We start from the raw sequence: 26,129 nt of genomic DNA on the forward strand, positions 1-26,129 counted from the left end.
TATGCGAATCGCTTTTTTCGCCCCGCATAAACCTATCGATCATGAAACTCCTTCCGGAGATTTAATGATTGGTAAAAGTCTACGTGACTATTTATGCGCACATGGACATGAAGTTGTAATCGCCAGTCGTATGAGGCTACGCAACGTAACGACCACCCCCTGTAAATGGCCTTTATTGTACTTCGAATACAATAAGACTTTAAAGCGGGTTAAAGACTTTGCTCCAGATCTATGGTTAACATACCATAGTTATTATAAATCTCCTGATTTACTGGGCCCGCTAATCACAAAAAAGCTGGGCATCCCCTATCTAATATATCAAGGTGTATTTTCCACAAAGCACAGGCGAAACGTCAAAACGTGGCTAGGCTTTATGGCTAATAAAAATGCGCTGCTTCATGCCGATCATGTTTTTGCCAACAAAGAAATCGACCACAAAAATCTTTCCCGTATAATTCTTCCTGAAAAATTAACCAGAACCCGTCCGGGCATAAATCCTGACGATTTTAAATTCTGCCCAAAAAGCAGGACTGAAATCCGTAATTCCCTAAAAATTAGGGATACCCCCGTGCTCATGAGTACCGCGATGCTACGCAGCGGCGTTAAAGAGCAGAGTTTAACCGACCTGATCAATGCTTTTGCAATAGTTCTTAAAACACTTCCCGAAACCAAACTGCTTATAGCAGGTGACGGAGAAGCACGCGAACGACTGACCTCTCTGGCAAAGCAAAAAACAGGAGATCAGGTCATTTTTCTCGGCAAAATTAATCGAAACGAACTATTTAAGTACTACAGCGCGGCAGATCTTTTTGCATACCCCGGTATTAATGAGGCTCTGGGAATGGTTTATCTGGAAGCTCAAAGCACCGGATTGCCGGTTGCAGCCTATTCTACAAGAGGCCCTAAAGAAGCAGTAGCCCATGGTGAAACCGGACTTTTATCCCCTGAGGGAGATATTGATTGTTTAACAAAAAACATTCTCTATCTATTTCAAAACAATTCAAAACGGCAAGCAATGAGGGAATTAGCCCCGAAACGAATTAAAGAAGTTTTTGATCAAAATTTAAATCTACAACATATAGAAAAAAAAATTCGGCTCTCAATTTCAAGGAGACACCATTGAAACCAGTAAGAATCGCATTAATCAGACATTCAGTTACAGTCTGGAATGAAGAAAACAGAATTCAAGGCCACATGGACTCCCCTCTGACTAAATACGGAAGAGAACTTGCCGAAGAATGGAAAAAGCATCTGTCTCCAGAATCTTTTGATGCAGTAATCACAAGCGATTTGGGACGAGCAATTGAGACTGCTGAAATTATCACACAAGGCCTTGATATTCCATTTTTAAAAGTCCCCGGGCTGCGTGAACAGGATTGGGGAGAATGGTCGGGATTAACATACAGCGAACTTGATCAAAAATGGCCCGGACAACTTTCTGCCGAAGAAGCTAAAGGATGGAATTTTCGCCCTGCCGGAGGTGAAAGCCGCTCTGAAACATCAGCAAGAGCTATAAAAGCTCTTGAAGAATCTATTTCAAAGATAATCGAAATAATTGACAAGGATACACCCAAAGTGCTTGCTGTTATCCACGAAGGAACGTTGAAATCAATCGCATATAAACTGGCTGAACATGATTATATGCCGGGTACTTCGAAGCTGATTAAACGCCGCAGACTGCACTGGATCAAATGGGATGGAACTTTGTCTATAGATAGGCTGAACGACCTTTTATGAAAATAATTCATTACTGCCAACATGTCTTGGGTATGGGGCACTTCTTTCGAAGCCTTGAAATTTCGAGGGCTCTAGAAAATGAACAAGTAATTTTTGTTGCAGGCGGAACCCGCCCTGAACAGGAATTACCTGATCATGTTGAATATTTTCAGCTTCCCGGGCTTTGTATGAATGAAAACTTCGGTGGACTCATGCCCACTGACGAAGGACGACTTTTAGACGAAGTTAAAGAAGAAAGAATTGAGAAAATTAAGGTTATCTTCGAACAGGAAAAACCAGATGTTTTTTTAATTGAACTCTTTCCCTTCGGACGAAAAGCATTCAGATTTGAACTTCTTCCCATTCTTGATTCAATTAAAGCCGGACTCTACGGAGATGTTAAAATAATCTGCTCTCTCCGGGATATTCTTGTCGAAAAAGACGATGGCGGAAAACACGAAAAACGGTGCGTCGAAACCCTCAATAAATATTTTGACCTGCTGCTTATTCACTCTGATCCACAGATAGCAAAGCTTGATGAAACATTCCAATCACTGAATAACATTTCCATTCCGTATTCTTACACTGGATTTGCCGCCCGCAAACCACGTAATAACGTACGCTCTAAAGTTAGAAAACAACTTGGAATCGACAGTGACGAAAAATTATTAGTAGCCAGTGCAGGCGGAGGAAAAGTCGGCAATTCATTGCTGAAAGCTGTTTTTGACAGCTTTACTGAACTTGGCCCTGAGAAAACAAAACTACTGATACTGACCGGTCCATTTTTAGATCAGAATAAATATGACGCTTTAAAAACTGATTCATTAAGTTACTCTAATATTACTGTAGAAAAATTCGCACCGGACTTCACAGACTTATTAACGGGAGCGGATGCCATGATTTCAATGGCTGGATACAATACATGTATGGATATACTTACTACCAATATCCCAAGCGCAGTGCTGCCGTTTGCACAGAACAGAGAACAACGAATGAGAGCGGAAAAACTAGCTGAACATACTTCTCTCAAGGTTCTGAATGATAATGACCTCAGCACATCCAGAATGAAAAATATAATTAACGAACTTCTTACTTGCGAACGATCCTCATCAGATCACAACATTAATCTGGAAGGCGCAACTGAATCAGCGCGAGCAATAAGAATGGTTGGAACAAAATAATGTCATATCGCCCTATTTCATCAATCTGGAAAAATGATATTTCCGAATTAATCGAATCCTTTGAATCTTGGTGGATAAAACTGGAACAGCTTATCCCGAAAAAAGGTTGCGATATTTTCTTTAGAGCGGACGACATCGGTTATCCGGGAAAACAATTTTCAACCATGGTTGATGTTTTCAAAAAAAACAAAGTACCGCTCGCGCTCGCTGTAGTACCTGCATGGGTTAATCAGGACAGAATTCAAATGTTATTTGAAACACTCGGGCCTGACATGTCGCTCTGGTGTATGCACCAACATGGCTACAAACATATGAATAAGGAAAAATCAGGTAAAAAATTCGAATTCGGGCCATCGCGTGACCGCAATAAAATGACCGCAGAACTTACCAAAGGAAAACAAAAACTTGATAAACTCCTCGGTAGCAGTATGTGCCCTATATTTACCCCTCCGTGGAATCGCTGCTCGACTGAAACCATGGCCTGTCTTATAGAATTAGGTTTCATTGCAATTTCAAGATGTATCAATGTCTCCCCATATCCATTAAAAGGATTGCCCGATCTTCCAATTAATATCGACCTTCATACTATTAAAGAAAAAGATCCCAAGGTCGGGATTAAAATTCTGATGAATCAAATCGAACATGCAGTGCAGTCAGATTATGCAGGATTTATGCTACATCACCAGCGTATGAATAAAACATCCGTTAAATTTTTAGATTTTCTTTTAGCAAAAATAGCCGAAACGCCTTCGCTTCGAATTCAAGATATAAGAGATATACTACCCAAATAACTTCTCCCTCTTTCTCTATCTTTCTAAAATTATATTTAGCTGACGTCCGTAACAGACTCAGTATTTTTTTCATTTTTCAATGTAAAATTTCAGAAGTGACTACTTCTTAAAAATGCATTTTTGCTTTGCATTTCATGGAGTTTAAGGTACGAAATGATAATATAATTTTAAAAAATGACCTCAGCAAAAAATTAAACTGAATATAATAGAAATATTAAAATATAGTTTTTATGCTCGAAGCAGCAACAGCATATCTATACAGGTTCACCAGAGAGCAAAAAAAATGTCACAGCGCAAACGAATACCTTTCCAACACCCTGATTCACCAACAGATATTGTTGCTCAGGTAGTCCTTCCCTTTGATAAATCACTGGAAATCAGCCTTAAAAGTATAAAATCAAGATTTCTAAGAAATATGGTAACGGTAACAAGTCTTATACTTGCTGTTTCCTTTTTCGCATATGTTCTCATCGGCAGTGATATTTCAAGCGGAATATACAACTCCGGCCAGCATGACCTGATTAAAATCCTTGATAAAACAGGCTATCAACCCGGTGGAAGTGCAAAAGAGCGATGGATTGTAATTCTTTCACTTCTAGTCTGCACAGTTGGCATTATTAACGCTCAGCTCATGGCTGTAACCGAAAGATTCCGCGAAATAGGCACCATGAAATGCCTCGGAGCTCTCGACAGTTTCGTTCTGCGACTATTTGTCCTTGAAGCTTCAATGCAAGGAGTTGTAGGTTCATTATTAGGAGCACTCTTCGGAGGTTTAATAGCCATCCTACTGGCAATGACAAGCTTTGGGTGGGGTGCCGTCACATTTCTACCAGTCGCAGAAGTTGGTATTTCAATTCTTTATTCCATAGGTGTAGGCTTTGGATTAAGCCTGATTGGAGTTCTCTACCCGGCCATGATTGCCGCACGTATGCGTCCCATTGAGGCTATGCGGGTTGAAGAATAAACATTTTTTTATTTGATTTTAGATAACTAATTAAGACAAAGGCGAGACAGAATGCCCGAATCACATACCATAGTCAGGGTTACCGGAGTTACTAAAAACTTCAAACTCGGAAACGTAAATGTGCAAGCCCTTAAGGGGGTTGATCTCGAAATTTACGCAGGAGAATACCTCTCTATTATGGGCCCGTCAGGATCAGGAAAATCTACCCTTTTCAACATGATCGGTGGTCTTGATAAGCCTACCGAAGGGAAAGTTTTCATTGATGAAGTAGACATTGCGCAGTTGGATGCCTTCGAACTTGCGTGGCTTCGCAACCGGAAAATAGGATATATCTTTCAGACTTTTAACCTGATTCAGGTAATGACCGCTTTAGAAAACATCACTTTACCAATGATTTTCGCAGGAGTTCATAACGACGCAGCTGTCGCCAAAGGTATCGAGCTGCTCGACCTGGTAGGGCTACACAAGCGATATAATCACAAACCGCAGGAACTTTCCGGCGGACAGCAACAGCGTGTGGCAATAGCAAGATCACTTGCCAATGATCCCGCTATTATCCTTGCAGATGAACCGACCGGAAACCTTGACCTTACAACCGGTGAAGAAATTATCAAGCTGATGAGCGACCTCAGTAAAGACCGCGGAGTGACGATTATCACCGCAACGCATGACTATAAAATGCTTAATGCTTCTGACAGGGTCGTCTGGATTGAAGACGGTTTGATCAAGAAAATTGAAAACAGAGATCAGCTCAACATCGATGTTGGCTGTATCCGCATGGCTTGATTCTCGGAGACTTTAATTAATGTCAACCATTTGCTTTAAAAAAAAATCCTCACTTTGGTCAGCCGGAAAACTACTGGTTGCTATAGTTACGTTATTCACTCTTTCCGCGTTCGCACTCCCGCAGACCGCTTATAGTGCGTATGAACCGCTGAAACAAACTATTTCCGACTTATCTTCTTTAGGTGACCGCTCTTTCGGTTCCGAAGGAGAAAAGAAAGCTGCGGACTATATTGAAGCAAAATTTAAAGAATTAGGTAATGTTAAGGTTGGTAAGCATCTCTTTCTTGCCCCGACCATGGTTAATTCTGAAGCTGAATTAACCATCGGTAAAATCGGTAGAAAAATTCCGATACGTTCTGCTAAATTCAACGCAGTTTCTCCACCTGCCACCCCTGAAAAAGGTCTTTCAGGACCGATAATCTATGTAGGTAAAGGAAAGCTTGTTGATTTCAACGGACTTCCCATCAAGAATGCTATCGTTCTTATGGACATCGATTCAGGTAAAAATTGGCTGAATGCTGCAAGTCTGGGGGCATCTGCTCTTATTTATATAGATTCCGGCCCTACGATGAAAGGGTTCTTCGAAGAAAAGCTTGAACTTTCTCCTCTTGATTTCCCGCGCTATTACATGACCGCCGCTGATGCCAAAGAGAATCTCGGAATAAGCACAGATGACCCGCAAAAACTTATTGCGGATTATGCAACTGTAAAATCGTCAGCTAAATGGAAACGCATCACCGCCGAAAACATCTATTGCATAATAGAAGGTACTGATTCAAAACTTTCGGAAGAACTGGTTATTATCGAATCATTCTATGACAGTTCTTCCTATATTATGGGAAATTCTCCGGGCGCAGACGAAGCTCTTTCAATTGCATCACTTTTTGAAATCGGGAAAGAATTAGCTGCCAATCCGCCAAAACGTTCCATACTTCTCCTTGCGACAACCGGTCACGGTCAGTCTCTGCATGGTATGCGTGAATTTATCAAAGCTATTTCCGGGAAAAGCATCAGCCTGAAAAGAATTAAAGCCAAGCTGAGCACCAAAAAGAATAATGCCGTTCAGATTTTGGAAGGGCTTGAAATGGATAATCCTCTTGCCACAGAGATGGCAGTCGAAAACCCTGAGCTTTTCAATCTGATGTATAATGCATTAAAAAATCAGATAAAAGACGAAGTTGATATTATCAGCAAAAGACTCATGCAGATGCGCATGCAGCACGACACAAAAAAAGAAGACATCGAAACGATTGATCAGAAGCGTAAGCTGCTGCGTAGAATTTCATGGAAAACAGATTACTCAACTTTACCGGCTGACGAAATGGCCGCCCTGCGTGATTTATTCCCAAAGGTAAAAGATAAAGTTTACGCAGTTAAACAGGATATAAAACAACAGCTTGATTCAATACGAAGCGCACGTAAGCTTCGTACTACGGTCAGATCAAAAGATCCTGTCTGTTTAATTTCTCTTCATCTTTCCAGTCGTGGTGAAGGTGTCGGCGCATTTGGCCGCGGATGGTTTTATAATCTCAGGCCTAGAGTTAACCTTTCCAGAACCTTCGCGCAAATTAATGATATTTTAAACGATGCCGCCCCTATTGTCGAAAAAAACATAGGTACCAGCGGATTGTTTACAGATACACTGCGCCCTAATCTTTCAAGACCATGGCAGACATGGCTACTTGATAAACCACAATTCGGAAGTGAAGTTGCCACAATGGCGGGTCTGTTAAGCTTTACTTTCGCCACGGTTAACGATGGTCGTCCTTACTGGGGAACACCTTTTGATACCATAGAGAATATCAACTGGGATGGAGTTGGTAAACAGGCTGAACTTGTTGAAGGGCTTATCAGAAGTGTTTCAGAATCTTCGGAAGTTTTGACCACCAAATCACCCCGTAAAGGATTCGCTCTTGTTAACGGAAAAGCCCGCTTTGTAAGACAGGGAGAGCTTTTTGCTGACCAGCCTGCGCCAGATACCATTTTTATGGCCTTTCAAGGTAACACAAGATTTTATTCACTCGCCGACACAGAAGGTGATTTTAAATTCACAGGTGTCGCGTCAAGCAAACTCGTTCAACCAAAGCTGATCATAGAAGGTTATAAATATAATCCTGACGGACGAATTATATGGGCTATCGACAAGAAACAAACCGGAAAAAGTGCATATAGACTGAAAATGATCCGTCTGGATATGGAAACAAAAGTTGTCATGTTCGGTTGCAGACAAACAACTCTGTTTGATCTGCTGACGCCTAGGACTTTCAAATACATGACAAAAGTTGAAGTACTAGACGGCGCCCGCGATGCAGACCCTATGCACTATTGGTACAGTCGCATCGACACCCGTTCTTCAACAATTGCCAGTGTTTTTCTTGAACCCAATGTTCCATTAAAAATGACCCTGTCCGATTCTGTGCTCAACAGAAAAATGATTCTGATTCACTCAACTCCTGCCGACTCTGCGGGAAATGGATACAACCTCAAAGAATGGCCTATTATTCCTGCAACCAACCATAGAGCTGCTATGGATATGTGGAATCTTCTTAAACCCAGAATCGAAAATCTGGAATCACATGGAATTATAAACCAAAGAATCAGAAACTTGGAAAAACAGGGAACTGAGGCTCTATCAAAAGCGACAACAGCCTGGAAAGATCGCCGCTATGATGATTTCATGGAAAACTCACGCACAGCGTGGGCTTTAGCTTCAAGAGTCTATCTGGATGTTGATCAGACTCAAAAAGACGTTCTAGTCGGTGTCCTTTTCTATATAGCCCTGTTCATACCCTTTGCTTATTGTATGGAGCGGGTAATATTTTCATTTGCCGACATCCATAAAAGGATTTTAGGATTTCTGGGGATTCTTATGGCTGTTATTACGGTCATTTATATGGTCCATCCGGCGTTCCAGCTCACGTATAGTCCTATGGTGGTAATTCTGGCCTTTTTCATTTTGGGCTTATCTGTAATGGTCTCATTAATTATCTTTTTCAGATTTGAAAAAGAGATGATCATGCTCCAGCAACGGGCACACAAAACAAGCACGTCCGAAATCAGTAAATGGAAAGCTTTTACAGCCGCATTCGTAATTGGTGTCAGCAACTTAAGACGCAGAAAAATCAGGACATTTCTGACCTGTCTCACTCTTACAATTCTGACCTTCACCATTATGAGTTTTACTGCTGTAAAGTCTCTCAGAGAGCACACATATGTGCTCTTCAGTGATAATCAGCCTTATTCCGGCATCTTCATGAAGAATATCGGCTGGAAAGATTTACCTAGAGAAACTCTCGGAATTGTAGGTAATGACTTTGAAGAAAATGGCCTCGTAGCACCCAGAGGGTGGCTCGAGCTGGTTGATAAAACTATTTCAGCATCAACCCCTGTAAGCCTAGATTCAAAACACGAAGAAGTTAAAGGATTGGTTGGACTCAGTTATATTGAACCGAAAGTAAGCGGAATCGACGAAATTCTAATTTCCGGTAAATGGCTTGAACCAAATCAGACCAGACAAATTATACTCTCCAAAAAAATGGCTGACAGACTCGGTGCTAAATCCGGCGATGAGCTTGATGTATGGGGCAGCCAATTTATATTAGTTGGTATTTTTGACGGGAAAAAATTCACCGAACACACAGACCTCGACGGCGAACCGATGACTCCGGTTATTTTCCCTTCCGCAGCTGCGCAGGAATTAAGCGAAGTCGAAGCGGACGCAATAGAATCCGGTGAAGATATTGATACCTTCCAAGGACGCTATACCCACATTCCCGGAGAAGTTACTGCTATCATTCCTTATGAGACACTGATGGCAATGGGCGGAAGTTTAAAAGCTATCGCTATTACACCTGCTAAAGGGGTTTTTTCCAAAGAAACCATAAACAGTCTGGTTGACCGTTACGGCCTGCCTATTTTCAGCTGCGATACAACTGGAACTTATATATGTCAGGCTGCCGACACTATGAATTATTCAGGGGTTTCGAATATCTTAATACCTCTGATAATCTCCGCTCTAATCGTACTTAATACTATGATTACGAGTGTCTACGAACGAAAAAAAGAAATAGCTGTATACACTTCAATCGGTATGGCTCCAACTCATGTATCATATTTATTTATCGCAGAAGCTGTTGCTTTTGCCGTAATCAGCGTGGTTGCCGGATATCTCATTGCCCAAACTGCCTCGGGTCTTTTTGCGGGCACTCCTCTATGGGCAGGTATGACCGCAAACTACTCTTCTATGGCCGGAGTTGCCGCAATGATCTTAGTTATTGCTGTAACTTTGATATCGGTTATCTACCCTTCAAGAGTTGCCGCAAACATCGCAATACCTGACGTTAACCGCTCTTGGAAAATGCCTGAGTCCGAATCAGATTCCATTGAAGCAACACTTCCTTTCCTGCTCAAACACTCAGAGCAAAAAGATGCCGGTGGTTTTTTACTTGAGTATCTTGAATCTCATACTGAAGTTTCACACGGATTATTTTCAACTTCTGAGATTGAAGTAAACTTCAGCAACCGCGAACTTCCTGAGTCGCTGAAAGAAATTTCGGCGGACTTTCCCGACAGTATAGCTTGTTTTCAGTTTGATGTTCGTATTTGGCTTGCTCCCTTTGACTTCGGAGTAAAGCAAATGATCAGGCTGGAATTCAGACCTGCTAAAGAATATCCGCAATTCCTTGAGGCTGCGCTCATTATCAACCGTGAATCAGGAGAAATCGGAGCATGGAAAAGATTAAATAAAGACTTCATTAATGCCATCAGAAAGCAATTCCTCATATGGCGCTCTCTTGATCCAGAAAGACAAAAAACTTTCCGCGAAAAGATTCCAGAGTTGATGGCCTTCGGATTCACAGGGCTAGACTTAAAAAAGACTCTTGAAGATATCTAAATAATTTAGGAACTTATCAAATGCATGGAAACATACGAATACGGGCTATTGCACTGGGAATCCTCTTTGGATTATTAATTTGTGCTTTCACGCCCTTCAATAATGCCTATTTGAATGCGACACCGCTGGCAGGAGGTCATTTCCCGCTGGCTCCGTTCTTTATACTGGCATGGCTTACAGCAATTTCAGCATTACACCATAAAATATTCCGCTCTACTCCGCTTTTAACGGGGCTGGAATTAATGACTATGTGGATACTGACCGTTGTTGTTTCCGGCATAGCTTTTACGGGACTTGCAAGAACATTCTTCATCAACCTGACCGCTCCGTTCCACTTTGCGAGCATCGGTAACAGATGGAAAGAAATATTACAGCCTCTGCTCCCCGATGCATTGCACCCGACAGACCCGAAAGCCGTAGAAACTCTTTATAACGGCATTAAGGGCGGCTCGTTCATGAGCGACGGAGAACTGATCAGTGCTATCCCATGGTCCGCGTGGGTTACACCGCTTCTATGGTGGGCAGCTTTTATCCTTCTTTGCTATTTTATGATGCTCTGTCTGACCAATATTTTCAGCAGACAATGGGTAGAAAACGAGCGCATCAACTTTCCGCTTCTACAATTACCAAGATTTATGGAAGAAGCGCTTGATCAAGGATTGTATGGATCATTTCTAACTAATAAATTTTTTCTGTGTGGATTATTCTTTTGTGTTGCTTTGCACACACTGAACGGTCTCCATTTTTATATCCCGGCCGTACCGGAAGTTCCGACTCTGGTTCTTGCCGGAAAATACTTTGCTAAAACAGGCTTATTTTCCGGATTCGGTAAACTTAAAATATATTTTTACCCGGCTTTCGTCGGCTTTGCATTCCTTGCCTCACGCCAGATTTCTTTCAGCTTCTGGTTCTTTTTCCTGACAGGCGGACTTTTCTACGGAGTGCTCAATGTAGCGGGACTGAATATTCCTGCTTCATCGCTGGGTGTAACTTTCGGCCCGACACTGACCAGACCGGAAGAAACGCAGATGATCGGAGCATATCTAGTCTTCTTTTTCTTTATCGTATGGCTTGCACGACAACATTTACAACAAGTTTTACGTGAAGCGTTCGGCGGTAAACAAACTAAAGGAGAATCCGAATGGATGTCCTTACGTTTTTCATTTTGGGGACTGATTATTTCAGGATGCCTGTTAGTAGCATGGTGCGTTAACTTTGGTGTTCCAATGCTTATGGCGCTTCTTGTCCTGACAGTTTTCTTCATCTTCACGGTGGTAGCTTCAAAAGCCATCTGTCAGGGTGGTATCGCATATTTCACTTTGACAGCTGCTCCTCTTGACGGTGTAACAGCTATGTTCGGCACCAAGTTTTTCGGGGCTGTAGGAATCGCAATTACTGCCATGTGCCAAAAGATTCTTTTTGTAGACCTCAGAGAATCATTAATGCCTTCACTTGTTCACGGGTCAAAAGTAAATGAATGGATCAAAAATAAAAAACTTTTTCTTTCAGGTATAATAATCGTTTTGCTTGCAGGTGTTGCAGTCTCTTTCGCTGCCATGCTTTTTGTCTGTTATAAATACGGAATTCGCGAACTTCATCTGGACTGGGCCACAAGAACCTCAATGACTGTTTATGATAACGTTGTCAGAGTTATTCAGGAACCAGCCGTTGCCTCTGAGTGGGTGACAACCTTCTCTACAGTCGGTGCAGTTATTATGTTTACTCTGGTTCTGGCCTACAACAGACTTCCATGGTGGCCTCTCCATCCAATCGGATATCTCACGGCATACAGTTCTGCCATGAAAATACTCTGGTTCAGCTTTTTTCTGGGTTGGATGTTTAACCAGCTCACCCTTCGCTACGGAGGGGTCGGACTGTTTAAAAGAATTAGATACTTATTTTTTGGATTAATAATGGGTGATTTTTTAATGGGCGGAGCATGGGCTTTATATGGGTTATGGGCCGGACAAAGCTATCAGGTTCTTCCCGGCTAAAGAAATCTCCTAATTTTACGCAAATAACTGTACCGGAAACGAAATATGAATAACGATAAAGAATTACAAGAATATCGGGACCTACTCAAACCACCGGATCATTTTGAAGAGGGGTTTGACTGGAAAACGGTTGTCGGCGCGGTTTTCATCGGCTTTCTGATGATGCCCGGCAGTATGTATCTGCAACTTGTCATCGGACAGGGAATAGGCCCTGCCGCACGATGGGTTACAATCATTCTTTTTGCCGAAATCGCCAAGCGCTCTTACACCGAACTCAAGCAGCAGGAAATTTTCCTGCTCTACTATATGGCGGGTGCGGCATTAGCCTCACCGTTCTCAGGGTTGCTGTGGCAGCAATACCTTGTGCAATCTGACGCCGCACGAATGCTGGGATTGACAGAGTTCATTCCTGCGTGGGTAGCTCCGCAGCCCGGTTCTGAATCATTACTCGAAAGAACTTTTTTCCATCGAGACTGGATGATTCCGATATTGTTGCTGGTCGGCTCGCAAATAGTTCAAAGAATTGACCACTTCGGACTCGGTTACGCCTTGTATCGAATTACATCAGACGTTGAAAAACTACCGTTCCCTATGGCTCCGGTAGGAGCACTCGGAACAATGGCTCTCGCAGAATCAACTGAAGAAAAAGAAACCAGTTGGAAATGGCGAGTCTTCTCGATAGGAGGTGTGATCGGTCTTGCTTTCGGCTCGATTTATGTACTCCTGCCGGCTGTATCAGGACTGATTTTTACGGAACCGATAAGATTGATCCCTATTCCGTGGATCGAGCTTACGCCGTACACAGAAAACATTCTGCCTGCGGTTGCAACCGGTATTCAGTTTGATCTGGGACTATTTTTCATCGGAATGGTTCTACCATTCTGGGCAGTAATCGGTGGATTAATCGGAATTATAGTTACATTTATTGCTAACCCAATTCTTTTTGAGCATGGAATTCTGCATAGATGGCATCCCGGCATGGCAACTGTCGAAACTGTTTTTGCAAACAACTTTGACTTTTACATGAGTTTTTCCATCGGGCTCGGGCTCGCTATCGCTTTCATCGGTATATGGTCTGTTGTACAATCCTTCCGAGGGGAACATGCCAAAAACCGTTCATCATGGAGCAATTTATTTGAACCACCTGAAGGCAGAGGTGACATAAATTTCTGGTTTTCAATCGCCATTTATTTCTTTTCAACACTTGCTTATGTCGGCATGTGTTTATTTCTTGTTCCTAATTTTCCGTGGATATTTTTCCTGCTGTACGGTTTCATTTATACGCCGATAATTTCATATATTTCGGCTCGAATGGAAGGTATCGCCGGGCAGTTTGTCAGCTTGCCACTGGTTCGAGAGGCAAGCTTCATAGCAGGTGCCAAATTCTTTGGATATCAAGGTATTGAAATATGGTATGCTCCGATACCTATTCATAATTACGGTGAAGCAACCGTTCATTTTCGTGAAATCGAACTGACAGGGACATCTATCCGGGGAATCATCAAAGCAGAGCTTGTAGTCTTTCCTGTGGTTATGATTGCCAGTCTGCTGTTTTCACAGTTCATATGGCAATTAGCTCCTATACCTTCATCCAATTATCCCTATGCTCAAGAACTATGGCATCTGCAAGCGTTGAACAGTCTGCTCATGCAAACATCCACACTTGATGGAAACTCGTTGTTTTTTCAAGCTCTAAGCGGCCCTGTTATCTTTTCTGGTATAGGGCTTGGCTTAATCCTCTATACAGTATTAAACACCCTAGGACTTCCGGTGCTACTGGTTTATGGTGTTGTCAGAGGCCTTGGTCAAAGCACACCTCATGCCTTCGTTCTGGAAGTCAGCGGAGCCCTTATAGGACGTTACTTCTTTCAAAAGAAATACGGAGCCATGTGGAGACAATATGCACCTGTTTTGCTTGCAGGATTCTCATGCGGAATGGGTCTGACAGGAATGTTTGCAATGGGATGTACTTTAATTTTAAAATCTCTGGGAAAAATGGCCTATTGACGAAATTTAAAACCTATGCTGTTTTGGCACCCCTGTGTTATAAAGGTTGATCGCCATATAAGATTGCAAGACTTTAGTAGAATATCTGCTACTACTATTATTTACATACGACCTAAGATTCTCAAAAGGAATATATAATGCCTAAGAAAAATATAGCGTGGGACGGTATCAGTTTTGAAATACCATCCAAATTTGAAGTCAGTGGTATTGATAAGCGTTTCATACAACTCGACAATGGAGAACACCCCTGCGTTGAAATCAGGTGGTACGACTCTGGAAAAACATATAAACAGCAAAACTACTTCAGACAGTTAGCTAAAAAAATAGAAGTCTCTTCCGGGATTAAAATAGAATCATCAGTCTTGCCTTCATCGTGGAAAAAACCACTGGAAAGATTTCATTCCACAGCATTCTATTGGCAATCAGACCTTTCAACTGGACGTGGAGTAATGTTCTATTGCCCTAAATCAGCTCAGGTTATGCTAATTCAATTTATAGGCAAAGGCGGAGAACAGCTGGAAGACGCGGCAATTTCATTATTCAGCAGTATTAAATTTTATAACAACGAAGAATTCACTCCTTGGCGTATATACGATATGGAAGCAACCCTCCCAGTTGCTTACAAACTGGATTCGTTCGAGTTTAAGCCTGGGCGATTTAAAATAATTTTATGCAGCGAAAATGAATCCATTTCTCTCTACAGAATAAGCCCGGCGGACACTCTTTTAAAAGAGCGTTCTCTCGGAGATTTTTCAAAAGAATTTTTTAAAGATGACATTAATAGACTTGATCTATCTATTGCGGAGCTCCAGTTTGACTCAGGCGCAACCTGCATGTTCGGACAAGACAAAAAACCCTCTGCTGCTAAAATAACCATGTCAAAATTAAGTTCTAAACGTCGTCCATTCGGCCAAATCGAAGCAAGATACACAAAGGATGCTAACCGCATCCAAGCTGTTCTTATCTGCTCGCGTACAACTATCCCGGACAACAGAATGCAAAACATCTTTGAGAATTATTCAATTGTTCAATAGAAAAAAGAAAAAGATACTTCCAGAAATGACAAGAGGCGAAGCTCTAGCCTGTAAACCTGTAAAAAATTTGGATATTGAAGAGACATGGACGGACCACAATAAAATAATATTGTCTTACCCTTTGCGCCTGAAACCTATTTTTTCCGATGTAGCAAAAAAATATGGTCTATGGAAAGAAGGACGTCCACCCATGAAAAGATTAGAACTGGATGATATGGGTACTATGGTATGGGGCATGATTGACGGAAAAAACAGCGTAAGAAAGATATCTGCAGCTTTTGCTGAAAAGTATACAGTGCTACCACGCGAAGCAGAAGTTGCAACAGCATCTTTTCTGAAAGACTTAGGTAAACGAGGACTCATTGCGTTCAGCATGAAATAAATAATTCATAGCAATGACTTAAGACCGACTGACAAGATTTAACTACAAATCAGCTACACGTAAGTTTAATATACTCTTCAAAACTGACACCATTCCAGACTTTACTTACCCAATAAGCAGTAGCCCAGATCATCAATGCGGTGCACTGCACATCTGACAATCTTTTCAGCTTAGCTTCAAGATTACCGCGACTAACACCGTGGGTAACATGAATATTGTCAATTTCACATGCTTCTTCGACACGCAAGAATAAATAAGCTCCCTTGCATTGATTGGGCAGAATTTTCACACCACTATACGCTTCTAAAACAGTCCTTAGCTCAGCAACGTTAAGTTCCCTTGCCGTATCCCGCATAGATTTGAAAAACATATCCACGGCCCAGGGAAGAATAAATTCAGCACCGGCACTTTTCGTTTTAAAATAATTCTTAAGCCATTGCTCATGGTCATGTGTAATTCTAGCTGCAACTTGCGGCATCTCGACCTCCTGATACTTCTCCAGACCTTATAATAATTATCTAAATATATTCATTTCAAGCGAATATCAAGACTTTTTCTAGAAAAATGAAAAGAGCGAGTTTTTAACGAACAAAGCTATCTCGTATCTGTTTAAAAAGACTGAACAAAAGAGCGTCAGGGACATTCTTATTATTGATATCCATACTTACAATACGAACAACAGTATTGTTATTAGGAGTAACATTCTCTTCGGTCACCAAAACAATTGCTTTTTCATCGCCGGAAACATCTTCATTCGCAGCAATTACCAAAACCCAATTTGAATCTTTATTCTCCCATTTTAAATCAACACTACGATGTGAATTAACGCTGTTTTCAAGAAGCTTTACAAAATCTTCCAAGGAAAAGTGTTTGCGCCCTTTCCCAGACACACCAAGATATTCTCCTTCTGAATTCTGAATAACCAATGGACGCTCAAGATATGCCGCAGAAGGAAATGAAGATTCATCAGGTCCGGAAGAAACACCGCCTTTCCTGAGTAATCTGAAAAGCTCCACTCTATCGCGCTTTAGTTGACCAATCTCCATGGCAAGATCCATTACGCGCTCATTAGTTTGTGCTTCCAGTTTACGCTTTTCACTTTTGAGAATTGAAACCTCATCACGCAAATCTCTAATTTCTGACTGAAACAACATCTGATTTGAAAGAAGATCGGATACTTTTTCTATTACAGAAGCAAGCCCCTGAACAACCGTCTGAACATCACCATCAGACTTAATTCCGGCATCATTGATCAACTGTTGGTCATTTTTAATACTATCAACTAACATTCCAAACTTTATTGATAATTCATTTTCAATCTGTTCAGTTGACCAATTCATACCATACATTTCGCGTATCCTCCTAAAAATTTCTAATACTTCAACAGAATACCTCTGCCTACGAGACCCACCACCTGTAGATGGTATAAACCTCGAATATTTATCTTTATAATAAACAATAGTAGACGGGGGAATTCCAAGCCTTCTCCCCACTTCCCTGAGACTCAAAGTTTGATCAAACATAACACTTGCACACCTGTTGTTTATTTATACATTGAACAACTAATATAACACATATAAACATACGTCAACCCCATTTTAAACAATTAAACAATCAAATGATCAAACAAAATTTATTCGCAACTTCCTGTATAAACATAGACAAAGGGCAAAAGATGCTTACTACATTAATAGAAGGTATTGGATAAACATGAACGGAGGGTAAGAGAAAATAGAATCGGAACTAAAAAAAATATGCGAATTGAGTCGCGAAAACAAAAAAGTAAGTGCGTGATCAGGGGGAGTATCCCCACCGCCGCATAGTGTGGCAATACGCACTTTTCTCTTGCCTAATTGCATTAGGAGAGTATATCAAAAAAAGGGGGGTTAGACACAATCTAACTATTTATATCTGTTAGTCTTATTAAACTCAAAAAAAGGGATATACACCAACCTCATCCTGATAACAAAAATACTCTTTATAATGTTAGAAAAAATCCAAACAAAAAATCTTCAGGAAGGAATGTACATCGTTTGTTCAGCAAACGGATACCCCGGTATTCCGCATAATCTTGCAAACAAATATATATCAACTAAAGATAGTATTTTAACCTTACTTCGTTGTGACATTCGAGAAGTTCTTATAGACTCTTCTAAAAGTACCGTTGGAGAATCTTTCCCACAGACTTCCTACTCTGAAGAAATACTATTTGCCCGCGAAACGTACACGAAAACTTTAAAAATCATTCAAAATATATTTGAAACAATTGAAAACGGCGGAGATCTTGATATTGAGCAATACGGAAATAATATTAACCCGTTATTAGACTCAATTGAAAGAAACAGCTGTGCAACAGCAAGTCTGACTATTCTAGCTCGAACCAACAAATATATATTCACACACAGCCTGAACACTGCCATTTTAAGCGCAATCCTCGGAAGGTTCATGGGTCTTTCCCGCGAGTCAATCAAAGAGCTTACTATTTCCGCGATGCTGATGAATATCGGTACAATATGGATCCCCGGCGATATTTTAAATAAGAAAGGAAAGCTTACACAGCAAGAATTTTCGGAAATAAAAAAACACCCTGTAATTGCTTGTAACTATTTAAAAAAACAAGAAAATATTTCAATAGACATAATAAGAGCTGTTCTTTCACATCATGAACGAGATGATTGCTCCGGATATCCTGAAGGATTATCTGGAAATGAAATTCCACAATATTCCAGAATTATTTCAATTTGTGATTCCTATGATGCCATGACATCTGAGCGACCCTATAGAGACGCCATGGACCCCAATATGGCAATAAAACATCTCTATTCTATGAAAAACACAGCTTTTCACCCACGTTATTTGGAAAGTTTCATCAAATGTATAGGAATTTATCCTGTAGGGTGTTTTGTAAAACTGTCAGACGGGCGTTATGGGGTAGTAATGAACAACACTCCGCAAGCTCCCCTGTTACCTCAAATAAAAATTGTATTCGACAGCAGGTTCAGAGCAACTCACCCTGAGTATGTAGATCTCTCCCAAAGAACATCTGGAAGCAAAGGATCAAACTTAGAAATAGTTGAATGTATTCATCCGAAAACTTTCAAACTCGAATTAGATCGTTTTCTCTGGTAGAAAATACTTATTTTTCTTCAAAGACTATCTCTACACGGGCAACATAGTCTTTAAGCTGAACCAGCAACTGATCTATGTTTATAATATCCTCATCCAATGCAGCTCTTTCAAGACTCCTCCCAAGCTCAGCGAGGATGATAAAACCATAGTTGAGCGCAGAGCCTTTCATATTATGCCCGAGCCTATTTATTGTTGCTAAATCGGATTTTTTAAAAGCTGCATCCAAGGCTGCTATCTCCAAATCAGTATTTATCATAAAATTACTCACGAGTTCTTTTAACTCACTATCAATAATTTCCGTAATATTTTTTGACATACTTCCTCACCTCTTCTCTTAACTTTTAATTTTATGAAAGCATAAAATATATTATTTTTTTCAATCAACGCATTAATTAATTTACATATAATACAAAGAATAAAAAAAACTCAGACTAAACAAAAAAGGGCATTGTCTCAAATGACAATGCCCTAAATAGACTGACTCTATAAAGATTTTTATTTACTAATCTTCAAGTTGCTGCAAACCGTCGAGCTTCCACATTGCAGAGTCGTTATTTTCTTTAACAAAATTCCAAACTTCACGAACCTGAGAAGGCTGAGATTGATTAGCTTCTTCTCTGAGAAGTACATCATAATAAACTGTTGCCAGAATATTAGAACCCTCTTCTTTAACTTCAAGAAGTCTGGCGTTAATAAGCATAATATCAGTTTTAGAAGGAGTAGGATCTTCAGCGGCCTGCTGCTTTATTTCATCTACAACAGTTTTATTCGCGAATTGTTCAATATCAGCAATATCACGTTTATCCCAAGATGCTTGAAGACGAGTATAAATAGCCTTAGCACCTTCAAGAAAATCTTCCGAATCAAAACCGGCCGGAACACCTATTTCAGGACTGTCTTGCTCAGTATCTACAGGAGCGGCACTCGGCGCTGATGCTGGTTTAGAAGAAAGATGATCCCACGCATTCTGAGAATTTTGCTCTCTACGCGCGAAGAGATCGTTGTCGTTTGTCTGCCTTGGAGGCGCTTGTTGCTGTTGGGATTTATTCTGACCAAAGAGAGAACTGGAACCGCCATTTCGCGATTTAAAAAACTTAAATCCGAGATAAATTAACAGTCCGATAATCAAAATATTAAAAAATCCGCCGCCGCCGCCACCCATTCCACCACCAAGCATAGAACCTAGGAATGTTCCTGCCAACAGACCACCCATAAGCCCCATTCCGGGACGGGCAAAGCCACTCTGCTTATTCGCCCCTGCAGCCTTACTTTGTGTAGAAGTAGCTGTGGTAGGTTTTTGATACGACTTTGAAAAAGATGGCTTACTGCCGAAGGATCTACCACCACCGAATCTCCTTGCATCTGCATCACCGGCCATAATAGCAAGCAGACAAATCATTGTAAGCGGGAGAACCAAGTACCCGAGTAGTTTCATCTAAAACCTCATAGTATTTAAATTAAAAAATATGCGGCAAAAGCCGCAGATTAAATACTAATACACAATTCATATCTGTCCAGCACAATCGTATCACTATTTACAAAATCATACATCTAGCCCGATTTCAGACATAATACTATTTAGTTTTTCTAAAGTAATAGGCTTTACAAGGTAGTGCGTAGCTCCCCCTTTGTAATAAGCCTCGATAACCGTTTTCGGATCGGATAAAGCCGTTGTCATTATCACGCGAGATTCATCCTTAGGGAGTATTGAATGTTTGTTTTCAATTTCACGAATCTTTTTAAGCGCTTCTTGACCATCCATTTCCGGCATCATAATATCCATACAAATCAAGTCATATTTTTCGCCTTTGATTATGGACTCTTCAAACATCGTTACAGCCTCTATTCCGTTAATAGCGCTATCACACTGTCCATAACTCTCCATCATATGCGAAAGAAATTTTCTGCTTGCAAGCTCATCTTCTACTACCAGTATTCTTATCATGAAAACTCCATCGCTTAAATTTCAGTCACAACGATTCAACTTAATAACCTAATATTATAAAGTTAAATTATTGCATTTAAAAATTAACTTCTATTATTTATTTCCAACTTTAATCATCTTGCAGATAGTTAAAATCAAAGGTACTTACACAACAAAACTTAATAGGAACCTAACATGATCAATACGATTCTATCCATACCTTTTTTTATAAACGGAAAACTCGGCACCGGCCCTCATTGGGATCACTGGCCATTTGGCCCCGGATACGGAGATTTAAACGCATCACTGTTAAAGCTAGCTTTTGTTGCCGTAATATTAGGAGCTATCATTCTCTTTTTAAGAGTACTCTTCGGACCTAAAGGTTTTTTCAGAGATAAAGAACTTGATAGAGAAGCAGCAGAAATGCGTGTAAAAGCTCTCAAAGATCTAGAAGCTGATTTAGAATCAGGTGCTATATCAGAACTTGACTATAAATTTAAAAAGAAAAGACTATTACTCTAACCGAATTAGATATGATTACTTTCAAAAAGATATTTTCAAACTTCAGCCTTTCTTATATCGAAAATGCTGAAGAATGTGAATTGCCGGATTATCAGCTGAAATATGACCACTCTTTAAGAGTGCTCGATAATTGTCAGGAGATTTGTGATTCTTTAAATCTTTATGAAAAATCTGCTTCAACCTACAAAATTGCAGCACTTTTCCATGATACAGGACGCTTTCCGCAATATCTGAAATATAAAACATTCAGTGATGCCAACTCTTGCAACCACGCAACTTTAGGAGTGAAATATATTCTTCGCAAAAAGTTGCTTGAAGATTTGCCAAAATCACAACTTCGTATCATACTCGGAGCAGTCGCCCTGCATAATAGGAATGTGCTTCCGTCGAATATATCCAAAGAACTCAAATTCACGACTGAAATAGTGCGGGATTCAGATAAAATAGATATTATGGGCGTTTTGCTTAAACATATGAAAGGGGTTGAGCCGTTAAGTTCAGTCCCCCTATTAGATTTAAAAGAAAAACCTGATGAGTTGACTGAATCTGTTTTATTATCTCTCGAAGCTTGTAAACAGGCCGCATATCGAGAAATGAATTGCTTAAACGATTTTCGCTTGTTGCTGCTAAGCTGGTCGTATGACCTTAATTTCAAATGGACAAAAAAACAGATGATAGAACGAGGAATTGTGGAAAGGATCTTTTCACAACTTCCCAAAAACCAGCGGATTGAAAAGCTATACGTCCCGATAATGAAGCAACTAAAATCTTAATCACCTATACTTTTTATAACTCAGCACCTGTTCTTGCCTTTTGCGCTTTAATACTTATTTTTATACAGAAACGTTTTTAATAAACTGTTAACCCACTAATAAATGGACACTTAAACATGAGCGAAACGATCCAAGATATCGTCATATTAGGAACTGGCCCCGCAGGCTTGCAAGCAGCAATTCATTCTGCCAGAAAAGGGCTGAAAGTTCTGGTTCTCGGCAAAAATGACAAAAGCAGCCTCTGGTGGGCACACATCGAAAATTTCTGCTGTACTCTTGAGATTTCAGGGGAACAGATTCTAAAAACAGGACAGATACAGGCTGAAAGTTTCGGAGCTGTCTTTTTTAATGAAGATGTTCTCAGCATAGTTCCACCTGACCTTATGTCTCCTGATGGAAACGTATTCACCATCAACACCGAGACAAAAGTTTTTAAAACAAAATCTATCATTATATGCACAGGAACTACACGCAACAAGCTCGGAGTTCCCGGAGAAAAAGAACTTTTCGGAAAAGGTGTCAGCTACTGCGTTGAATGCGACGGTAACTTTTTCAGAGGAGAAGAAGTTGCAGTTGTAGGCGGTGAAAGTGCAGCAGCAGGCGGAGCTCTCCACCTGACTCATCTCGCATCCAAAACACATCTGGTTGCAAAAAAATTCTCAATAGCACCTGAGCTTATGCAGCGCCTCAAAGACGCAGGCATCATAATACATGAAGGTGTCGATGTTAAAGAAATCACTGGCGGAATCGGTGTAGACGGACTGATGCTGGACGATGGAAACAAACTTGATGTTACTGGCGTATTCATCGAGCTTGGAGCCAAAGGCGTTATGTCACTCGCAGCGGAACTCGGAACCTCGCTCGATGAATCCATGAAATTCATAGAAACAGACAAACAGCAACGTACAAATGTTCCGGGCATTTTCGCAGCCGGTGATATTTGCGGCCCTCCGCTTCAGATGGCAAAAGCTGTCGGTGAAGGATGTGTTGCAGGACTTGCCGCGGCAAAATTCGTAAATAGATCTAAATAATTTATTTGACCCGGCAGAATTAAACACCCTGCCGACTCATAGTTTATAAGAATAAACCCCATACTCAAAAAATCGAATCAGACTTTTTGAGTATGGGGTTTTTAAATTAAAAAATCAGCGTGATGAATAAATATAATTGGGATATAAAATCGGAGTTCCTGTCTGCTCTCCCGCAATATCGGAAGGAATAACACCAACCGTCACAACTATATTAATTCCGGTCCTATGCAGTCCTTTACGGACTTCTTCATAAAAACCGCTTGAATCATCTTGGTGGTTCGGAGGTAACAAATAAAGACCGGACCAACCGGAATACCCTGCGCCTGCAAGATTTTCCAAGATAGAAACTCTCAAATTTTCGGGCCTATGCGAAATTATAAAAACTGGAATTCCGCGTGACAGTAAGGATTCAAAAACTTTTACTGAAGGTTTAATAGCAGGTAGAATTCCAAGAATAACACTATAATCAAGAGCCTTACGGGCACAGCTATTATCCGCAAACCCTTGCTTTTTTCTAACATTGTAAGTTGATACCAAAACGTCTTCCATCGACATAATTACAGCCGGATATTTCACACCGCTAGCAATGGCTTTCTTTACTGCCGCTTCAATTTCGCGAGTCTTAGCCTCAACATCCCGTGCATATTGCCCACCCTCATAATATTCAAAAATTCGAAGACGTGCATCTGGAATTGAAATCATCTGATGAGGATTATTCACACGCTTTGCGGATGTTGAAACACAACCGACTGCGTTGAAAAGAAATAAAACAAGTATAAACCGTACAAACAAAATTATTACCCCTGAAAACAAGCTATAAATTGAATAAACCTATCAAAACCTGTCAGGTGTTTATCATAAGGAACTTGCGAACGACAAGAGCTTCGATTCAGCTCTTATTTTTTTTAGATCAGAAAAAACAAAACTACTCTCCACCTGTAAAACTTTCAACAACGGTTCTTTGCGGCACTTCCATAAAAACTATGATACTTTTTGCACACACTAAAGTTTGAACTGGACAAAAATATCGCACTTACCTATATATTTTAAAGTTAAAATTCCCTACAAAAAGAGGATCATTCGGTGCAGAAAAAATTTTTACCTATCTCAATTATTCTTATACTGTTGCTAGGATTAGCAGTAGCCGGATACATGACCCCTCCTGAAAAGCAGAAAGTTCCGGTGCGGATTTTATTTAAAAACAGTGGTGGAAAAGTAATCTTCACACATATCAAGCACCACAGAGATTATGAAATCCCCTGCGACAAATGCCATCATGAGCGTGAGGGGCAAAGCAACGAACCTCTTCCCTGCGGTTCATGCCATCCGCAAACTTTTGACCGCGATTATGTTCGCGATCACATCAATTCATTCCCGGACAATACATACTGCGTAAAATGTCATCATGCTGAACTTGGTCAACTTAACTTTGATCATGAAGCTCACGAAGAATATGCTGAAGAAAATTGTCTTACGTGTCATCATGGACCGGAAATAGAAGAAGAACCGCAAAGATGTTCTAACTGTCACTCAAATGCCGGGACCAAAGAAGTCCCGAGTGTTCGAAATGCAGCCCATGATCGTTGTGTGACCTGCCATGAAGATCAATTCAAGGACGGCCTTAAGGGCTGCAATCCATGTCATAAAATGAAAAACATGAAAGAATATAAAGGCGACAGCGCACCTTGTGAGCAATGTCATCAAAAAGCGGGCAAAGATTTAGTTCTGGATCGCCTGAATGCGTTCCATGATCAATGCATGGTCTGCCACAAGGAACTTAAGAAAGGCCCTTACAAAGATAATGATTGTGACAAATGTCATTTAAGATAAGGTGGATATATTTATAATGAACCCTATTTTTTTACTTACTCCATCAGACCGTGGTCCGGTGCTGAAAATAAGAGAACAGAACCTGAGTTCCGCTCTATTGATTTCTTTGGAAATTACAGAGCTGACACCGCTTGTCGGGAAAGAAGAACTTGTTGCTAAAGGGCAGAAAATTGCCAGCGACCCTCAAAACAAACTTCCAAGCGTACACTCTTCTGTTTCAGGAAAAGTGCTGGATGTAAAAAAAGATTTTATCCTCATTGAAGAAGAAGGTGAACGGGTTGCAGCGCCGCTGACACTCGACAATTCAGACAGCTCTTCTATGCTCAGCTACCTGCGGGAAGCAGGAATTGATGTCAGCGGACTCAAACAAGGATGCACCCTGATCATCAACACTGTTCCGGCAGAAGCCGGAATTGATGGACATAGATTTTTAATCGAAGAATTCAATCAAATAATGAGTGAAGGGTTGGATTTCCTTAAAGAAGCCCTTTCACCGAAAGCATCAGCTATAGCCGTGCCGCAAGGCATGTCATGGACTCTGCCCGGATGCACAGGACATGAAATAAAGCCTGTCTATCCTAACGGCTTAGCGCCTATGGTTGTTAAAGCTGTAACAGGTAAAGAGATGCCTTCCGGCGTTTCCGTAATCGATGCGGCAACTCTGTATAGAATCGGCCGGACGGTTCACGGTAAACAGCCTGTCACTGAAATTATGGTTAAGGTCGGAAACACACTCTTTCAAGCGCCCGTCGGCACAACGGTAAAACTGCTCACCAGCAAAGCAGGATTCAAGTTATCTGACGGCGACAGAGTTGTTCTGGGTGGACCTTTATCAGGAAGAGCAGTTTATTCATTGAACCACGGAATCCCTGCCGATACACAGGGGGTAACCGTCATTGCCGGAAGCAATACCCCTGTAGCAAAAGATTCCCCCTGCCTCGGGTGCGGCGAATGTGTCATTAAATGTCCGGCAAGACTGATGCCGAACATGATCTCACGTCATGCGGAGTTCGGCCTTTTTGAAAATACTCAGGCATATTTTATTGCCTCATGTTTTGAATGCGGACTTTGCGCTTACTGGTGCACGGCTCAACGCCCCTTGTTACAATATATACGATTGGCAAAAAAAGAACTTTTCAGCAAACCGATACTTGAAGACCTTCGGAAGTAG

At 40.9% G+C, this 26,129-nt stretch carries 23 protein-coding genes; 17 read left to right on the plus strand and 6 right to left on the minus strand.

Features of this window, described 5'->3' with window-relative positions:
* The first annotated feature begins 1 nt into the window (after position 1).
* From JEY82_RS04050 to JEY82_RS04100, 11 genes are all read left to right on the plus strand, one after another.
* Entirely contained in the window at positions 2-1,123 is a 1,122-nt protein-coding gene (locus JEY82_RS04050; RefSeq protein WP_304082830.1) for a glycosyltransferase, read from the plus strand.
* Positions 1,120-1,737: a histidine phosphatase family protein gene (locus JEY82_RS04055; RefSeq protein ID WP_304082833.1), complete on the plus strand. Its 618-nt coding sequence runs from the start codon at positions 1,120-1,122 to the stop codon at positions 1,735-1,737. Before JEY82_RS04050 ends, JEY82_RS04055 begins: the two co-directional genes overlap by 4 nt.
* Complete coding sequence (locus JEY82_RS04060) at positions 1,734-2,897, plus strand: glycosyltransferase family protein (RefSeq protein ID WP_304082836.1); 1,164 nt, start codon at positions 1,734-1,736, stop codon at positions 2,895-2,897. The genes JEY82_RS04055 and JEY82_RS04060 overlap by 4 nt, the downstream gene beginning before the upstream one ends.
* A complete protein-coding gene (locus JEY82_RS04065; RefSeq protein WP_304082839.1) occupies positions 2,897-3,688 on the plus strand; it encodes a polysaccharide deacetylase family protein in 792 nt (263 codons plus the stop codon). Before JEY82_RS04060 ends, JEY82_RS04065 begins: the two co-directional genes overlap by 1 nt.
* Positions 3,689-3,971: 283 nt before the next feature.
* Entirely contained in the window at positions 3,972-4,652 is a 681-nt protein-coding gene (locus JEY82_RS04070; protein WP_304082841.1) for an ABC transporter permease, read from the plus strand.
* 51 nt (positions 4,653-4,703) lie between these two features.
* The gene (locus JEY82_RS04075) at positions 4,704-5,438 is read left to right on the plus strand and encodes an ABC transporter ATP-binding protein (RefSeq protein WP_304082843.1); all 735 of its coding nucleotides are present in this window, start codon (positions 4,704-4,706) and stop codon (positions 5,436-5,438) included.
* A gap of 19 nt (positions 5,439-5,457) precedes the next feature.
* Positions 5,458-10,332, plus strand: coding sequence for an FtsX-like permease family protein (locus JEY82_RS04080; protein ID WP_304082846.1), 4,875 nt, complete (start codon positions 5,458-5,460; stop codon positions 10,330-10,332).
* A gap of 20 nt (positions 10,333-10,352) precedes the next feature.
* Positions 10,353-12,326, plus strand: coding sequence for a DUF6785 family protein (locus tag JEY82_RS04085; protein WP_304082848.1), 1,974 nt, complete (start codon positions 10,353-10,355; stop codon positions 12,324-12,326).
* 45 nt (positions 12,327-12,371) lie between these two features.
* Positions 12,372-14,333, plus strand: a complete 1,962-nt coding sequence (locus JEY82_RS04090; RefSeq protein ID WP_304082850.1) for a peptide transporter — start codon at positions 12,372-12,374, stop codon at positions 14,331-14,333.
* Between the two features lie 137 nt (positions 14,334-14,470).
* Positions 14,471-15,367: a hypothetical protein gene (locus JEY82_RS04095; RefSeq protein WP_304082852.1), complete on the plus strand. Its 897-nt coding sequence runs from the start codon at positions 14,471-14,473 to the stop codon at positions 15,365-15,367.
* A 25-nt stretch (positions 15,368-15,392) separates the two neighbouring features.
* Positions 15,393-15,749 carry a PqqD family protein gene (locus JEY82_RS04100; RefSeq protein ID WP_304082855.1) on the plus strand — a complete coding sequence of 119 codons (357 nt, stop codon included), beginning with the start codon at positions 15,393-15,395 and terminating at the stop codon, positions 15,747-15,749.
* 49 nt (positions 15,750-15,798) lie between these two features.
* Here JEY82_RS04100 and JEY82_RS04105 read toward each other — a convergent pair whose 3' ends face one another.
* The gene (locus tag JEY82_RS04105) at positions 15,799-16,227 is read right to left on the minus strand and encodes a hypothetical protein (protein ID WP_092161201.1); all 429 of its coding nucleotides are present in this window, start codon (positions 16,225-16,227) and stop codon (positions 15,799-15,801) included.
* A gap of 103 nt (positions 16,228-16,330) precedes the next feature.
* The gene (locus JEY82_RS04110) at positions 16,331-17,272 is read right to left on the minus strand and encodes a MerR family transcriptional regulator (RefSeq protein WP_304082859.1); all 942 of its coding nucleotides are present in this window, start codon (positions 17,270-17,272) and stop codon (positions 16,331-16,333) included.
* A 460-nt stretch (positions 17,273-17,732) separates the two neighbouring features.
* On the opposite strand from JEY82_RS04110, the gene JEY82_RS04115 reads away from it, so the two are divergent.
* Complete coding sequence (locus JEY82_RS04115) at positions 17,733-18,878, plus strand: HD-GYP domain-containing protein (RefSeq protein WP_304082862.1); 1,146 nt, start codon at positions 17,733-17,735, stop codon at positions 18,876-18,878.
* A 7-nt stretch (positions 18,879-18,885) separates the two neighbouring features.
* On the opposite strand, the gene JEY82_RS04120 is transcribed toward JEY82_RS04115, so the two are convergent.
* The 3 genes from JEY82_RS04120 to JEY82_RS04130 form a co-directional block, all read right to left on the minus strand.
* Positions 18,886-19,194, minus strand: a complete 309-nt coding sequence (locus JEY82_RS04120) for an Hpt domain-containing protein (RefSeq protein ID WP_304082865.1) — start codon at positions 19,192-19,194, stop codon at positions 18,886-18,888.
* 186 nt (positions 19,195-19,380) lie between these two features.
* Complete coding sequence (locus JEY82_RS04125) at positions 19,381-20,313, minus strand: Tim44 domain-containing protein (protein WP_304082868.1); 933 nt, start codon at positions 20,311-20,313, stop codon at positions 19,381-19,383.
* Between the two features lie 108 nt (positions 20,314-20,421).
* Entirely contained in the window at positions 20,422-20,820 is a 399-nt protein-coding gene (locus JEY82_RS04130) for a response regulator (RefSeq protein WP_304083511.1), read from the minus strand.
* A 177-nt stretch (positions 20,821-20,997) separates the two neighbouring features.
* Here JEY82_RS04130 and JEY82_RS04135 point away from each other — a divergent pair, with 177 nt between their 5' ends.
* The 3 genes from JEY82_RS04135 to JEY82_RS04145 all read left to right on the plus strand — a co-directional run bounded on the left by JEY82_RS04135 (position 20,998) and on the right by JEY82_RS04145 (position 23,128).
* On the plus strand, positions 20,998-21,324 hold the full coding sequence (locus tag JEY82_RS04135; protein ID WP_304082870.1) for an SHOCT domain-containing protein: 327 nt from the start codon (positions 20,998-21,000) through the stop codon (positions 21,322-21,324).
* Between the two features lie 11 nt (positions 21,325-21,335).
* Positions 21,336-22,097: an HD domain-containing protein gene (locus JEY82_RS04140; protein WP_304082873.1), complete on the plus strand. Its 762-nt coding sequence runs from the start codon at positions 21,336-21,338 to the stop codon at positions 22,095-22,097.
* Positions 22,098-22,213: 116 nt separating this feature from the next.
* Complete coding sequence (locus JEY82_RS04145) at positions 22,214-23,128, plus strand: NAD(P)/FAD-dependent oxidoreductase (protein WP_304082874.1); 915 nt, start codon at positions 22,214-22,216, stop codon at positions 23,126-23,128.
* Positions 23,129-23,242: 114 nt separating this feature from the next.
* Here the strand turns inward: JEY82_RS04145 and JEY82_RS04150 are convergent, their stop codons facing one another.
* A complete protein-coding gene (locus tag JEY82_RS04150; RefSeq protein ID WP_304082877.1) occupies positions 23,243-23,920 on the minus strand; it encodes an HAD family acid phosphatase in 678 nt (225 codons plus the stop codon).
* Between the two features lie 291 nt (positions 23,921-24,211).
* Between JEY82_RS04150 and JEY82_RS04155 the strand changes: the two genes are divergently transcribed.
* Positions 24,212-24,958, plus strand: a complete 747-nt coding sequence (locus JEY82_RS04155) for a cytochrome c3 family protein (protein WP_304082880.1) — start codon at positions 24,212-24,214, stop codon at positions 24,956-24,958.
* Positions 24,959-24,974: 16 nt separating this feature from the next.
* Complete coding sequence (locus tag JEY82_RS04160; protein ID WP_304082883.1) at positions 24,975-26,129, plus strand: 4Fe-4S dicluster domain-containing protein; 1,155 nt, start codon at positions 24,975-24,977, stop codon at positions 26,127-26,129.

The sequence above is a fragment of the Maridesulfovibrio ferrireducens genome, assembly GCF_016342405.1.
GTDB classification, from domain to species: domain Bacteria; phylum Desulfobacterota; class Desulfovibrionia; order Desulfovibrionales; family Desulfovibrionaceae; genus Maridesulfovibrio; species Maridesulfovibrio ferrireducens_A.

Coding starts and splice junctions, on each gene's coding strand:
- JEY82_RS04120 (WP_304082865.1), bottom strand. CDS start 19,194: ATGTCAAAAAATATTACGGAAATTATTGATAGTGAGTTAAAAGAACTC.
- JEY82_RS04135 (WP_304082870.1), top strand. CDS start 20,998: ATGATCAATACGATTCTATCCATACCTTTTTTTATAAACGGAAAACTC.
- JEY82_RS04140 (WP_304082873.1), top strand. CDS start 21,336: ATGATTACTTTCAAAAAGATATTTTCAAACTTCAGCCTTTCTTATATC.
- JEY82_RS04115 (WP_304082862.1), top strand. CDS start 17,733: ATGTTAGAAAAAATCCAAACAAAAAATCTTCAGGAAGGAATGTACATC.
- JEY82_RS04105 (WP_092161201.1), bottom strand. CDS start 16,227: ATGCCGCAAGTTGCAGCTAGAATTACACATGACCATGAGCAATGGCTT.
- JEY82_RS04085 (WP_304082848.1), top strand. CDS start 10,353: ATGCATGGAAACATACGAATACGGGCTATTGCACTGGGAATCCTCTTT.
- JEY82_RS04160 (WP_304082883.1), top strand. CDS start 24,975: ATGAACCCTATTTTTTTACTTACTCCATCAGACCGTGGTCCGGTGCTG.
- JEY82_RS04100 (WP_304082855.1), top strand. CDS start 15,393: ATGACAAGAGGCGAAGCTCTAGCCTGTAAACCTGTAAAAAATTTGGAT.
- JEY82_RS04050 (WP_304082830.1), top strand. CDS start 2: ATGCGAATCGCTTTTTTCGCCCCGCATAAACCTATCGATCATGAAACT.
- JEY82_RS04060 (WP_304082836.1), top strand. CDS start 1,734: ATGAAAATAATTCATTACTGCCAACATGTCTTGGGTATGGGGCACTTC.
- JEY82_RS04075 (WP_304082843.1), top strand. CDS start 4,704: ATGCCCGAATCACATACCATAGTCAGGGTTACCGGAGTTACTAAAAAC.
- JEY82_RS04095 (WP_304082852.1), top strand. CDS start 14,471: ATGCCTAAGAAAAATATAGCGTGGGACGGTATCAGTTTTGAAATACCA.
- JEY82_RS04110 (WP_304082859.1), bottom strand. CDS start 17,272: ATGTTTGATCAAACTTTGAGTCTCAGGGAAGTGGGGAGAAGGCTTGGA.
- JEY82_RS04070 (WP_304082841.1), top strand. CDS start 3,972: ATGTCACAGCGCAAACGAATACCTTTCCAACACCCTGATTCACCAACA.
- JEY82_RS04090 (WP_304082850.1), top strand. CDS start 12,372: ATGAATAACGATAAAGAATTACAAGAATATCGGGACCTACTCAAACCA.
- JEY82_RS04145 (WP_304082874.1), top strand. CDS start 22,214: ATGAGCGAAACGATCCAAGATATCGTCATATTAGGAACTGGCCCCGCA.
- JEY82_RS04080 (WP_304082846.1), top strand. CDS start 5,458: ATGTCAACCATTTGCTTTAAAAAAAAATCCTCACTTTGGTCAGCCGGA.
- JEY82_RS04065 (WP_304082839.1), top strand. CDS start 2,897: ATGTCATATCGCCCTATTTCATCAATCTGGAAAAATGATATTTCCGAA.
- JEY82_RS04125 (WP_304082868.1), bottom strand. CDS start 20,313: ATGAAACTACTCGGGTACTTGGTTCTCCCGCTTACAATGATTTGTCTG.